Origin of the sequence: Luminiphilus sp. nBUS_16 (assembly GCF_051201645.1) — a bacterium.
GTDB lineage: Bacteria > Pseudomonadota > Gammaproteobacteria > Pseudomonadales > Halieaceae > Luminiphilus.
The window spans coordinates 1814413-1826293 of sequence record NZ_CP179205.1 but is presented as its reverse complement, the minus strand read 5'-3'; the positions used below and the strand labels follow the sequence as shown (position 1 = coordinate 1826293).

The window sequence follows — 11881 nt, the reverse complement described above, 5'->3', positions numbered from 1 at the left end:
GTGCGTTGGAATACAACCGAAATGGACATTAACACTAAATGCTAAGTGATTCAATTGTCTGAAAAAAAAGGCAGCGACACGCAAAGGGATACCAAGGTCGAGTGGCGCACAGTATTGCCGGAAGAAGCCGGCCAGCGTCTCGATAACTTTCTTCAGCGGGTCCGCGGTGGTGTGCCCAAGACCCGTATTTACCGAGCTATCCGAAAGGGCGAGGTTCGTATTAACAAGGGCAGGGTTAAGCCCGACACTCGGCTTGAGGCGGGCGTTTCAATTAGAATCCCGCCGCTGCGGGTCCCGGAAAAGGCAGAAGCAGCGGGCGCGGCAGGCTGGCGCGCTCGCCTACGTGATGCGGTAGTGAGAGAGGAATCTACGCTGTTGGTCATTAACAAGCCTCCGGGACTTGCTGTGCATGGGGGAAGTGGTATCAGTGTAGGGCTCATCGAAACTTTGAGAGCCATGTATGACACAGACCGCTATCTGGAGCTGGTCCATCGCCTGGATCGAGATACCTCTGGGCTGTTGTTAGTTGCGCGCCGCGCTTCGACCCTGCGCAGCCTCCACGGCTTACTCCGATCAAATGGTGTGGACAAGCGTTACCTTTGTCTGGTCAGCGGTCGCTGGCCCGCGCATTTAAAGCGTGTCGATGCTCCCCTCGAAAAATTTGCGCTGCCTTCTGGTGAGCGTCGGGTTAAGGTCGCCGCGGCGGGGCGGCAGTCTTTGACGACCTTCCGCGTGGTGACGCGTTGGTCCGGTGCAACCTTGGTCGAGGCGAAACCTGTTACCGGTCGGACGCATCAAATTCGTGTGCACTGCCAGCACGCGGGCTTTCCGATCCTAGGTGACGCCAAGTATTCAGATGAGGCGGCATTACGACTGGCTTCTAAAATAGGGCTCAAACGCTTATTTTTACATGCAGCTAGCCTCAACTTCCGACTCGAGGAGCAAAACTATTCCCTAGAGGCGCCGTTGCCCAAGGAACTCCAGCGCTTGGTAGAGACTCTGGTCTAGCCCCTCAATCTAGGGGATGCGGTAGTCCTGATCGCGGAGCATTTGGGCCAATTCGATGAGAGGCAAGCCCTGCAAGGCGGTTGGGTCAGTACTTTCGGTTGAGCGAAAAAGGCTAATGCCTAGCGCTTCCCATTTAAAACTGCCTGCGCAATCTAGGGGTTGATCTACTGCGATGTAGGACGTGATTTCGCAGTCGGATAAATTTCGCATGCGCACCCGGGTCTGAACCACTCGGCAGTCGAGCATTGCTCTAGCGGGGCGCCAAATGGCAACTCCTGTGAAAAACGAAACGGTTTTGTCGCTGATAAAGCGAAGCTGCTCTTGGGCTTTGGCCTCTGTGCCAGGTTTTCCCAATAGCCTATCGTCGCAGGTAGCAACTTGATCGCTGCCGATGCTGAGGTAGTCGCCTGAGAGGTGAGTAATGGCTTTCGCCTTTGTTACTGAAAGGCGCTGAGCGAGTGTTAAAGGGGCTTCCAGAGGCAGCGGTGATTCGTCAACAGCGACTCTTTGAATCTCAAATGGCAGCCCCAAGCGACCCAGCAATTCGGCTCGATAGCGAGAGGATGAGGCAAGAACAAGTGTTTGCGGTCGATAATCCACAGTAATATCCTAAAAAACCCTTTGTATTACCAGCATTTAACTTTTGACACCTTGCGGGGTCGTCCGTATTATGCGCCGCCATGACGCTCGGAGCACTCCCACAAACGGTCGAAGTGCGCACGCTGGCGGCGCGCGAGGTGACACTGGCCGGGGTTTTAGACCCGATTAAGCTTCTGCGCTTCAGCTCAGCCATTGTAGCGGTGAAGCAGCCTGTCGTGGTGAACGCCGATTTTTATCGCGACGAGGAGGGCAGGTACATAGTTTCTGTGCAGGTAACTGCAGAGGTACAAGTCACCTGTCAGCGGTGTCTGGGCGCATTGGAGAGGACGGTTGCTTCTTCTGCGCTGCTGGCTGTGGTTTGGACAGACGAGCAGGCGGCTCAGCTTCCGCCGAGGTATGAGCCTCTGGTGGCAGAGGCTGAAATAGATTTTTGGGAGGTTGTCGAAGACGAGCTCCTGCTGGCGTTGCCGAGCTTTAGCTATCACAGTAATACAAACTGTGGTGCTGAAACTGGTGTGCAGGCACCGGGCTCAGGGGACGCAGCAGTTTCAGGAAGCCCAGAAAAAGAGAATCCCTTTGATGTGCTCAAAGCACTTAAGGGCGACGTAGACAAGTAACGCGCGGGATGGCAGCAACGCCTTCTCGTTCGAATGGAGAAAGTTATGGCCGTACAGAAGAATCGCAAAACCCGCTCTCGTCGCGGTATGCGTCGCTCACACGACGCCCTCGAGGGTCCTACTCTGACCGTAGATGCAACTTCTGGTGAGGTTCGTCGCCGTCACCACATGAGTGCAGACGGATTTTACCGAGGTAAAAAGGTCATCAATACAGGCTCCGACGACTGACTGTCTCGGTAGGGCCATTTTAAGGGTCCTGCCATAACTTGAATTCAGTTCTGGGTCGGGGGGCGTAGGTGTGTCGCAGATAGAACTCAAGCAGCAGGCCGATTCGGTGGCGAATCACGGCCATCCTGGTTTTTTGTTTCCGGGCCAAGGCTCGCAGTACCTTGGCATGCTTTCGGACATCGCGTCGGAGGAGGCTGTCATCTCTGACACCTTTGCCGAAGCCTCCGATGCCGTGTCCCTCGATCTTTGGTCTTTGGCCCGAAATGGGCCCGCTGAATCCCAAGCGCTCACCGAAAATACACAACCACTCATATTGGCCGCCAGCGTTGCGCTTTATAGGTTGTGGCTGCAGCGCGGAGGGCAGGTGCCCAGCGTGTTGGCGGGCCACAGCTTGGGAGAATTCTCGGCATTGGTCGCGGCGGAATCTCTTGCCTTTTGCGACGCTGTGAAAATTGTGCGTTTGCGCGGGCAGGCCATGCAGGCGGCTGTGCCTGTTGGCACAGGTGCTATGGCCGCTGTGCTAGGGCTGCCAGATGAAACAATCAATACAATTTGTGCCGATGCAAGTGTTGACACCAACACACAGGTATTGGCCGTTAACTTCAATTCGCCGGGTCAGGTGGTTATTGCGGGCCACGCAGGGGCCGTCGGGCATGCTTCAGTCGCTTTAAAGGAGGCTGGCGCGAAACGTGTTTTGCCGCTGCCTGTCAGTGCACCATTTCATACGCCCTTAATGCAGCCTGCTGCTGCTGCCCTAAACGAGGCACTCGAGCATGTCGAGCTCGCTGACGCTCAGATCCCCGTTATCAGTAACGTCAATGCTAGGCCCCACACCGATAGCACAACAATTGCCGAGTTGTTGGTGCAGCAAGTTGTGGCTCCAGTGCAGTGGACGTCGTGTGTAGAGACAATGATTGAAATGGGCTGTGCGGACTTTGTGGAGTGTGGCCCGGGTAGGGTGTTATCCGGTTTGATGCGACGTATTGATCGCTCGAAATCTTGCTATGCCATTGAGTCGCCCACGGCCTTTTCAGAAGCTATAAACCAACTGTCTGAGGTGCCCACAGTATGAGTGAGAATCACCCCCCCGTCGCCCTAGTGACAGGCGCCAGCCGAGGCATTGGGCTCGCCATTGCTAACACACTCATGCAGGCCAACATGGCGGTTATCGGTACTGCGACAACAGAATCGGGGGCCGCGAGCATTGATTCAAGACTCGCGCCTCATGGTGGCGCAGGGCTCGTTTTGGATGTTGCAAATGAAGCCAGCATCGACGAACTCATGTCGAAGGTAAAAGAACGTTTTGGTGCCCCACTTATTTTGGTGAATAACGCAGGCATCACCCGAGACAACATTCTAATGCGTATGAAAAACGACGAGTGGGATAGCGTGATTGACACCAATCTGAGCTCTGTTTTTCGCTTAAGTAAGGCCTGCCTTAGAGGGATGACCAAGGCAAAGTGGGGGCGCATTGTCACAATTACTTCTGTGGTGGGCTCTATGGGAAATGCAGGGCAGGCCAATTACGCGGCGACAAAAGCAGGCGCTGAGGGCTTTACACGCGCCCTCGCAAGAGAGGTAGGGTCACGAGCGATCACCGTCAACGCAGTCGCTCCCGGATTTATAGATACAGATATGACCCGCGATTTATCTGAAGAAAATCGCAACGCTATGCTGAATCAGATACCTCTGTCTCGTTTGGGTCGTCCTGAGGAAATCGCTGAGACCGTTAAATTTTTAGTGAGCGATGCAGCGGCTTACATCACCGGAGAGACGATTCACGTAAATGGCGGAATGTATATGGCCTGACAGCAGGCCTCATATTTGGTTCTATCTGGGGCAGTTTACAGGTAGAATCCGCACACCGAAGAGGGCTTAGGCCCGCCAACAAGCTGGGAGAGTAATACAGACTATGAGCAGCATTGAAGATCGCGTAAAAAAAATCGTTGCCGAGCAGCTGGGCGTTAAAGAAGACGAAGTTCGCACAGAGGCTTCTTTCGTTGACGACCTGGGCGCAGACTCGCTAGACACCGTGGAGCTCGTAATGGCTCTCGAAGAGGAGTTTGAAACTGAAATTCCTGATGAGGAGGCTGAAAAAATCACTACGGTGCAGTTGGCTATCAACTACATCAATGAAAACCTTGCCTAAGGTTTTCTAACGAGACAAAAGTTATCAGGGCCGCTCTGCATTAATGATGAGCGGCTTTTTTTTGTGCGGGTTGATTTTTTCGAGATCCAATGAGGTCTCTGATGCAGAGCGGCTTTGTGCGCCCACAGGGGAGGAAAACTGTTAATGAATGGCAATCGGGTAGTAGTAACCGGACTAGGTGCAGTGACACCGGTGGGCTTGGATGTGGATTCGAGCTGGCAGGCTATCTGTAATGGGCAAAGCGGTGCCGCCAGTATCGAGAGTTTCAACACCGATGCCTTCAGCACGCAATTCAGTTGTTCAGTTAAAAATTTTTCCAGTGAAGGATACCTAGCGCCCAAAGACTCAAAACGGATGGATCCGTTTATTCAGTTTGGCATGGTGGCAGGTATTCAAGCGATTCGTGACAGTGGCCTTGAGGTCACTGAAGCCAATTGTGAGCGTATTGGCTGTGCGATTGGTTCCGGTATCGGTGGTATTGGCTCTATCGAGCGCAACAATGAGCTGATCTTAAACTCTGGGCCTCGCCGTATGTCACCGTTTTTTGTGCCCGGCGCTATTATCAACATGATCAGCGGTAACCTCTCGGTGATGTATAACCTTCAGGGACCGAATTTAGCCATTGTCACTGCCTGCACGAGTGGCACCCACAACATTGGAATGGGCGCTCGTTTAATTGCCACGGGGGAGGCCGATGCAATGCTGGTGGGCGGAGCTGAAATGGCAACCACCCCGGTCGGATTAGGAGGATTTGCGGCAGCAAGAGCGCTGTCGACTCGTAATGATTCTCCAGAGTTGGCCTCAAGGCCTTGGGATGCAGACCGTGACGGCTTTGTTTTAGGTGATGGTGCAGCAATGCTCATGCTCGAGTCCCTCGAAAGCGCAACGGCTCGCAAGGCCAAGATATATGCCGAGCTGACAGGTTTTGGTATGAGCGGAGACGCTTACCATATGACCTCACCACCAGAAGACGGTCGCGGTGCAGCGCGATCAATGGCCAATGCGCTGCGTGACTCAGGTCTAAACCCAGCGGAGGTGGGGTACATTAACGCTCATGGTACTTCGACAATTGTCGGCGACCGCGCTGAAACAATGGCGGTAAAATCTATTTTTGGTGATGCAGCCTCCGATGTCGCAGTGAGCTCTACGAAGTCAATGATTGGGCATCTGCTGGGTGCCGCAGGCGCGGTTGAAGCGGTATTCACGATTCTTGCGATACGTGACAATGTGGCACCACCGACCATCAACCTTGATAATCCTGGAGAGGGGTGTGATCTGAACTATGTGCCTCACAATGCACAGCAGCGAACCATTAATCACGCCATTAGCAATTCGTTCGGTTTTGGCGGGACGAACGGGTCTCTTGTCTTTAGTCAATTCCCCGAGTAGCTCCTAGCTTGGCTGCGGAGACCTTTTGGGTTGACGGCGTCGTCAATACCGAGGTGCCTCCAGATGATCGCGGGCTGTGTTTGGCCGATGGCGCCTTTGAGACACTTCGTGTTGAATCTGGTGTTATTTCATGCAAACGCCGTCATGCTAAGCGCTTGGGCAGGGGCCTCGAGGTATTAAATTTTCCGGAGCCGAATCCGACTGCGTTGAAGCGTGTCGATGAAGCCGAAGCAATTCTGAATAATACTATTCCTCAGGCAACCGGGACGCTGCGCCTCACCTTGACTCGTGGATCGGGCCCGAGGGGTTACAAAGTTCCTGAGCGTCAAAAGCCACGATGTATTCTTCGCTTTAGCCCGGGGCTCGCTAATTTCGACGCTTTGGCACCCTTGACGGTGAGTCGTGTGCGCTGGTCTAGTCAGCCATTTTTTAGGGGTTGTAAGTTGCTGGCAAGAACCGAGCAGGTCGTGGCATTAGAGGAGGCGCGGGGGCGCGGTTTTTCGGATGCCATAATGTGCGATGCATCGGGCTCCTGGGTATCGACGACTAGTGGCAATTTGTTTTTACGCGTTGGCGACCGGTTTATCACGCCGCCTGTCGATGAGGTGGGAATTGCGGGCACTAGAAGAGAGGCAATCTTGGACCACTGGGCGCAGATGCTGGGGTATCAGGTGAGCATTCGAAAAATCAGCTCGGACGACATTGCATCGGCTCAGGAGGCATGGTGTTGTAACTCAGTTGTAGGTATTCGCCGAATCGCTGCGGTAGATCAGTTCACCTTTACCGAAATGACTGCTAGCGATGCGCTGTCAGCTTGTATTCATCGCGAGAAAGCATTGTGAGACGGTTGTTTCTCGTTTTGCTGCTTAGTTTCGGCGGCTTAGGCCTCGGGCTCTTTTTAATCGCTCAGTCGTTGCATACGCCCATGAATTTACCTCAAAGCGGCGTCACAATTACTGTGGAGCCTGGAGAGAGCCTTAAGCAGACACTGAGGAAATTGAAGGCACTGGGGTTGCTAGAATCTGGTCGTGCTCTGGAAATTTGGGCGCGCTGGCAAGGCATTGATCGGCAAATCCATGCTGGCGAGTATCAATTACAAGCAGGAATCACCGGTGTTGGATTTTTGGATTTGCTCAAGCGGGGTGAAGTATTGAGCTATCAGGTCACGCTTCCGGAAGGTATTACCCTCCAGCAGGCATTGGATCGATTGCATGGTGACACTCGGCTGCTACAGAAACTTAAAAACGCGCACGACCCAATGCTGCTTGATCTAGTATTGCCGTCATCTTCCCCCGAGGGCTGGTTTTTGCCCGAGACTTATCGCTTTGTGGCGGGAGATTCAGACTTTGACATATTGCAACGTGCCCACAAGCTAATGGAGCGTGCGCTCATGCAGGCTTGGGATGAGCGCTCGATGGATACGCCGCTACTAGCACCCTACGATGCCCTGATTCTGGCGTCGATCGTTGAGCGTGAAACCTCTGTTGCTCGAGAGCGAGCTACCATTGCGGGAGTGTTTGCGCGAAGATTAAGGGCCGGTATGCGCCTACAAACTGACCCGACCGTTATTTACGGGCTCGGGGCCGAATTTGATGGTAACTTGACCCGGCGACATCTTAAAGATGTGGCTAACCCTTGGAACACTTATCGGATTAAAGGCTTACCTCCAACGCCAATTGCCTTGCCTGGGGTTGCAGCCTTGGAAGCTGCAGTTCAGCCGGCGCCTGGCGCGGCCCTGTATTTTGTCGCACGGGGTGACGGGTATCATGTGTTCTCTGAAACTCTCGAAGAGCACAATGCCAACGTTCAGCGCTATCAGCTATCCCCAAAGGCGGATTATCGTTCGACACCTCAAGGCGGTGATAAATGAAAGCTGTGACTAACACGCCTAGGTTTATTACCGTTGAAGGCGGCGAAGGCGTCGGAAAAACCACTCAGCTGCGCCTCATTGAAACGCGGTTGCAGGCACTTAACATTCCCTTGCTGGTTACGAGGGAGCCCGGTGGCACGCCTTTGGGTGAGCAGCTGCGGGCATTACTGCTCCAGAAAGAAGGGCTGGTACCCACAGCAATGGCCGAGCTGCTCATGGTTTTTGCCGCCCGGGCACAGCACGTCAGTACTGTTATTGCCCCTGCTTTGGAGCGTGGGGAATGGGTGTTATGTGATCGTTTTACGGACGCTAGTTTCGCCTATCAAGGCTTTGGCCGGGGCATATCACTTGAGGTCATAGCGCAATTAGCCGAGATTGTTCATCCGACGACTAAGCCTGATCTCACGATTTTACTCGATGTAGACCCTGAGATCGGTCTGCAGCGTGCTCGAGCAAGGGGCGAATTAGATCGATTTGAGCGCGAGGCTGCGCCGTTTTTTGAGGCTGTGCGGGCAGGTTATTTAAGTCAGGTTGAGCGTGAGCCTGATCGTTGGCGAGTTATTAATGCGGGAGCAGATTTAGAGAACGTGCAGCGACAATTAGATGCCTTATTGAATGAGTGGATTGCCGGTGCGACCTCCTGAGTTATTGACGCCTTGGCTGAATACGGAACTCCCCTGGCAGCAGGACATTTTTGAGCATTTGTCGTCCCTAGAGCGTCAGGAAAAGCTCCCTCACGCACTATTACTGACGGGCTCGAAAGGACTGGGGAAAGCCCGGTTGGCCGCATCATTTGCAGCGGGAGTGCTATGTAAAGCTTCAGATGCGGAGCCCTGTGGCAGCTGTGAAGCCTGCCAGCTGGTTGGTGGAGGGGCGCACGGCGATTTTCGTTGGGTTAGACCTGAAGAGGGAAAACGCGCCATCGGAGTTGATGCTATTCGCGCTTCGGTTTCATTTATGCAGCAAACGCCTGGTTATGGATCTCACAAGATATTGGTAGTGGAGCCGGCAGAGGCGATGACAACCGCCGCCGCAAATGCGCTCTTGAAAACCCTCGAGGAGCCGCCGGGGCAGGCGTTGTTGATTTTGGTCAGTCACCGCGCTGGCGAGTTACCGGCGACCATAAGGTCTCGGTGTCAGCGATTTAACTTGCCGCACCCGACAAAGCCTACCGCGCTGAAGTGGCTGGTTGACAATACATCATGCTCTGCACAGACAGCTGAGCAGGCTTATGCGCTTTCCCGAGCACAACCCTTAACTGCTGAGCGGCTTATTCAGGGCGACGATTTACCGTCGATAGAGGCACTAACTAACGCCCTGGGTGGGCTGCTCGATAAGACGATAGCTAACCAGGAGGTGTTAGTTGCATTGGGAGGTCATGATCTTGATGTGATTTTGGAGGCCGCGTTGCACAGCGTTGAGCAACGCCTGTATAGCGCTGCGGGCGCTGCGTACTCCCGAAGCAATTTTCACCGTCGCGATCAAATTTTAGACTGGCTTATTGCTAGTAGAAAGGGCGTGAACTTTGGCCGTGATGTGATGTTACCTGAGTTGGGCAGGCTGCTAACGACTGAGTGATGAGCCTGAATGAATGTTAGGTGCACAATGGGTAAACTGCACGAAGATTTTCGGGAGTGTGAGCCATGAGTGACAGTAACCGCCAAGGCATTTTGTCTCTGACCATAAAAGATAAGGCTGTTCTATACGCCGCCTATATGCCATTTCTCGACAATGGGGGCATCTTTGTTCCTACCAATAAGCGGTACAGCATTGGTGACGAAGTCTTCATGTTGCTTACCTTAATGGATGAGCCGGAGAAAATACCCATCGCGGGGCGGGTAGTTTGGATTACGCCTGTAGGCGCCCAAGGTAATCGGCAGGCGGGTGTAGGCGTTCAATTTTCCGAGCAGGATGCGACCGCGAATACCAAAATTGAGTTGCATTTGGGCGGGGCCCTCAACTCTGAGCGTCAAACTCATACCATGTGATGGTGTCTATGGTTTTAGTTTGTGCTCCAACTCGTCCGGTGGGAGCGTCAGATGGGTCCAGCTACGTTGCTTATTGGAATAAAAAAAGGCCCCTGAGGGCCCATCTACTGCATGTTTAGGAGTCTTATGACCTTGGCATCCTGCCAAGGCTCTATCAGTGACAAAGCGTGTGAGCTTTGTCTTATCGGCAGGCAGCGCTAAATACCCAACGACTGATTTAGTATGCCCCACCATGCAGGGGGGCTGTCTAGCATCAAACACGATGTTTTTAGATCGATATGCGATAAAAATATCTCTGATAATAATGCCCATCAATTCGCAACCCAAAATAATGTACTTTATTATAAGTGGTCTATAAGCAACTGATATTATATATTAAAGTGGTTTTTTATTCGGCTTTTTGACGGGTTTCCCGTGTTTTTGATCGTGGCTCACTTCGACACCGATATTGCAACGAATGAGTGCCTGTGCGAGTATCCGCGCCCTTGGAATCGCCGGCTTTTGGCGCTATTCCAACAAGTTTTCTGCGGGAGTGGCGAAATTGGTAGACGCGCTGGATTTAGGTTCCAGTGCCGCAAGGCGTGAGAGTTCGAGTCTCTCCTTCCGCACCATAAATAACGGCGTAGGTGCTGCACATAGTGTCGGTGCCGCGCTGGTTGCCATCAAGGCAAGCTAACATTACGAAATTCAGGAGTTTTCCATGCGGGTATCTATCGAAACTACCTCAGGCCTTGAGCGACGCCTGACCATCGGCGTCCCAGCCGAGCGGGTCGATGGCGCGGTTGAGCAGCGTCTTCGTGAGGCGTCTCGTAATGTCAGGTTGCCGGGGTTTCGGCCAGGCAAAGTGCCAATGAAGGTCATGCAGCAGCGTTTTGGTGGTGGCATCCGGCAAGAGGTCATTGGTGAGGTTATTAACCAGTCATTCCAGGAAGCGGTGGTCACTGAGAAGCTGAGGCCTGCAGGCCAGCCTCGAATTGAGCCACGCGCACTTGAGGCGGGTAGAGATGTCGAATACACAGCGACGTTCGAAATCTTTCCTACTCTGGAGATTAACGACATTACCGACCTTAAAATCGAGCGGCCGGTCGCCGAGGTCAACAGCGCCGACGTTGATGACATTATTGAAATTTTCCGAAAGCAGCGGGGCGAACTGAAAGATGTAGAACGGGCTGCGGAAACGGGCGACACGGTAGTCATCGATTTTGCAGGAACACGCGACGGAGAAGCCTTCGATGGTGGAACCGGAGAAGACCACTCTTTGGAATTGGGTAGTGGCAAGATGATTCCCGGATTCGAGGACGGCATCGTAGGTATGTCAGCGGGAGATCAAAAGTCCATCGATGTGACATTCCCAGAGGATTACTCGAGCGAGGAGTTGCAGGGCGTTGACGCGAGTTTCGCCATTACATGCAAGTCGGTCAAAGCCCTAGAGCTAGCACCGCTGGATGAAGAGTTGTTTGCAAGCTACGGTGTAGAAGAGGGTGGTGAGCCGGTATTTCGTGACGAAGTGCAAAAGAACATGGAGCGTGAGCTGCGTAATGCGGTTCAAACGCATATTAAAAATCAGGTCATGGACGGTGTTGTTGCGGCCCACGAGGATATTGAAATTCCTTCTAGCCTCGTTGCACAAGAAATCGATGGCATGCGGGGGCAAATGTTTCAGCAATTTGGTGGTCAAGCCGCACCTGAAATGGATCTAAAAAGCATCCTCCCGGACGAAATGTTTAAAGAGCAGGCGGAGCGGCGGGTAAAACTTGGACTGCTTTTAGGTGAAATGATCACGAAATTTGAGCTGCGCGCTGATCCGGCGAAGGTTAAAGAGGCTATAGAAGATATCGCTTCAACTTATCAGGAACCTGAGGAAGTGATTAATTGGTACTACAGCGAAAATGAACAGCTCGCACAGGTAGAGTCACGGGTGCTCGAAGATCAAGTGGTCGACAAGCTGCTCGAGGGCGCACAAATTGAAGATCAGGAAAGCACTTATCAAGACGCCCTAGCCGCCGCGCGTCCCGCTCAGGCCTGATATAAA

Annotated in this window: 14 protein-coding genes and 1 tRNA gene; 14 read left to right on the top strand and 1 reads right to left on the bottom strand. The window is 53.1% G+C overall.

Annotated elements, in window-relative coordinates; all coding sequences use genetic code 11:
* Nucleotides 1-45 precede the first annotated feature (45 nt).
* Nucleotides 46-1008: an RluA family pseudouridine synthase gene (locus tag ACMAY6_RS08125; protein ID WP_435210861.1), complete on the top strand. Its 963-nt coding sequence runs from the start codon at nucleotides 46-48 to the stop codon at nucleotides 1006-1008.
* 9 nt (nucleotides 1009-1017) lie between these two features.
* On the opposite strand, the gene ACMAY6_RS08120 is transcribed toward ACMAY6_RS08125, so the two are convergent.
* Nucleotides 1018-1608, bottom strand: coding sequence for a Maf family protein (locus tag ACMAY6_RS08120; RefSeq protein WP_435210859.1), 591 nt, complete (start codon nucleotides 1606-1608; stop codon nucleotides 1018-1020).
* Nucleotides 1609-1688: 80 nt separating this feature from the next.
* Here ACMAY6_RS08120 and ACMAY6_RS08115 point away from each other — a divergent pair, with 80 nt between their 5' ends.
* From ACMAY6_RS08115 to tig, 13 genes are all read left to right on the top strand, one after another.
* Nucleotides 1689-2225, top strand: a complete 537-nt coding sequence (locus tag ACMAY6_RS08115) for a YceD family protein (protein ID WP_435210857.1) — start codon at nucleotides 1689-1691, stop codon at nucleotides 2223-2225.
* Between the two features lie 45 nt (nucleotides 2226-2270).
* A complete protein-coding gene (gene rpmF, locus ACMAY6_RS08110) occupies nucleotides 2271-2453 on the top strand; it encodes a 50S ribosomal protein L32 (protein WP_435210856.1) in 183 nt (60 codons plus the stop codon).
* Nucleotides 2454-2523: 70 nt separating this feature from the next.
* Nucleotides 2524-3525 (top strand): ACP S-malonyltransferase, encoded by a 1002-nt coding sequence (fabD, locus tag ACMAY6_RS08105; protein WP_435210854.1) that lies wholly within the window; start codon nucleotides 2524-2526, stop codon nucleotides 3523-3525.
* A complete protein-coding gene (gene fabG, locus ACMAY6_RS08100; protein WP_435210852.1) occupies nucleotides 3522-4262 on the top strand; it encodes a 3-oxoacyl-ACP reductase FabG in 741 nt (246 codons plus the stop codon). Before fabD ends, fabG begins: the two co-directional genes overlap by 4 nt.
* 103 nt (nucleotides 4263-4365) lie before the next feature.
* Nucleotides 4366-4602, top strand: coding sequence for an acyl carrier protein (gene acpP / locus ACMAY6_RS08095; protein ID WP_007233938.1), 237 nt, complete (start codon nucleotides 4366-4368; stop codon nucleotides 4600-4602).
* Between the two features lie 144 nt (nucleotides 4603-4746).
* Nucleotides 4747-5991: a beta-ketoacyl-ACP synthase II gene (gene fabF, locus ACMAY6_RS08090; protein WP_435210851.1), complete on the top strand. Its 1245-nt coding sequence runs from the start codon at nucleotides 4747-4749 to the stop codon at nucleotides 5989-5991.
* An 8-nt stretch (nucleotides 5992-5999) separates the two neighbouring features.
* On the top strand, nucleotides 6000-6833 hold the full coding sequence (locus ACMAY6_RS08085) for an aminotransferase class IV (protein ID WP_435210850.1): 834 nt from the start codon (nucleotides 6000-6002) through the stop codon (nucleotides 6831-6833).
* Nucleotides 6830-7861, top strand: a complete 1032-nt coding sequence (mltG, locus tag ACMAY6_RS08080) for an endolytic transglycosylase MltG (protein WP_435210848.1) — start codon at nucleotides 6830-6832, stop codon at nucleotides 7859-7861. Before ACMAY6_RS08085 ends, mltG begins: the two co-directional genes overlap by 4 nt.
* Nucleotides 7858-8505: a dTMP kinase gene (gene tmk, locus ACMAY6_RS08075; protein WP_435210847.1), complete on the top strand. Its 648-nt coding sequence runs from the start codon at nucleotides 7858-7860 to the stop codon at nucleotides 8503-8505. The genes mltG and tmk overlap by 4 nt, the downstream gene beginning before the upstream one ends.
* Nucleotides 8477-9439 (top strand): DNA polymerase III subunit delta', encoded by a 963-nt coding sequence (holB, locus tag ACMAY6_RS08070; RefSeq protein ID WP_435210846.1) that lies wholly within the window; start codon nucleotides 8477-8479, stop codon nucleotides 9437-9439. The genes tmk and holB overlap by 29 nt, the downstream gene beginning before the upstream one ends.
* A 65-nt stretch (nucleotides 9440-9504) precedes the next feature.
* Nucleotides 9505-9849 carry a PilZ domain-containing protein gene (locus ACMAY6_RS08065; protein WP_435210844.1) on the top strand — a complete coding sequence of 115 codons (345 nt, stop codon included), beginning with the start codon at nucleotides 9505-9507 and terminating at the stop codon, nucleotides 9847-9849.
* Between the two features lie 526 nt (nucleotides 9850-10375).
* Nucleotides 10376-10460, top strand: a tRNA-Leu gene (locus ACMAY6_RS08060).
* Between the two features lie 89 nt (nucleotides 10461-10549).
* Complete coding sequence (gene tig / locus ACMAY6_RS08055; protein WP_435210843.1) at nucleotides 10550-11875, top strand: trigger factor; 1326 nt, start codon at nucleotides 10550-10552, stop codon at nucleotides 11873-11875.
* The last annotated feature ends 6 nt before the right edge of the window (nucleotides 11876-11881 follow it).

What these genes read in the sequence shown, in the direction of transcription:
- ACMAY6_RS08115 (WP_435210857.1), top strand. Translation starts at nt 1,689, where the DNA reads ATGACGCTCGGAGCACTCCCACAAACGGTCGAAGTGCGCACGCTGGCG.
- rpmF (WP_435210856.1), top strand. Translation starts at nt 2,271, where the DNA reads ATGGCCGTACAGAAGAATCGCAAAACCCGCTCTCGTCGCGGTATGCGT.
- fabG (WP_435210852.1), top strand. Translation starts at nt 3,522, where the DNA reads ATGAGTGAGAATCACCCCCCCGTCGCCCTAGTGACAGGCGCCAGCCGA.
- acpP (WP_007233938.1), top strand. Translation starts at nt 4,366, where the DNA reads ATGAGCAGCATTGAAGATCGCGTAAAAAAAATCGTTGCCGAGCAGCTG.
- fabF (WP_435210851.1), top strand. Translation starts at nt 4,747, where the DNA reads ATGAATGGCAATCGGGTAGTAGTAACCGGACTAGGTGCAGTGACACCG.
- tmk (WP_435210847.1), top strand. Translation starts at nt 7,858, where the DNA reads ATGAAAGCTGTGACTAACACGCCTAGGTTTATTACCGTTGAAGGCGGC.
- holB (WP_435210846.1), top strand. Translation starts at nt 8,477, where the DNA reads ATGAGTGGATTGCCGGTGCGACCTCCTGAGTTATTGACGCCTTGGCTG.
- ACMAY6_RS08065 (WP_435210844.1), top strand. Translation starts at nt 9,505, where the DNA reads ATGAGTGACAGTAACCGCCAAGGCATTTTGTCTCTGACCATAAAAGAT.
- tig (WP_435210843.1), top strand. Translation starts at nt 10,550, where the DNA reads ATGCGGGTATCTATCGAAACTACCTCAGGCCTTGAGCGACGCCTGACC.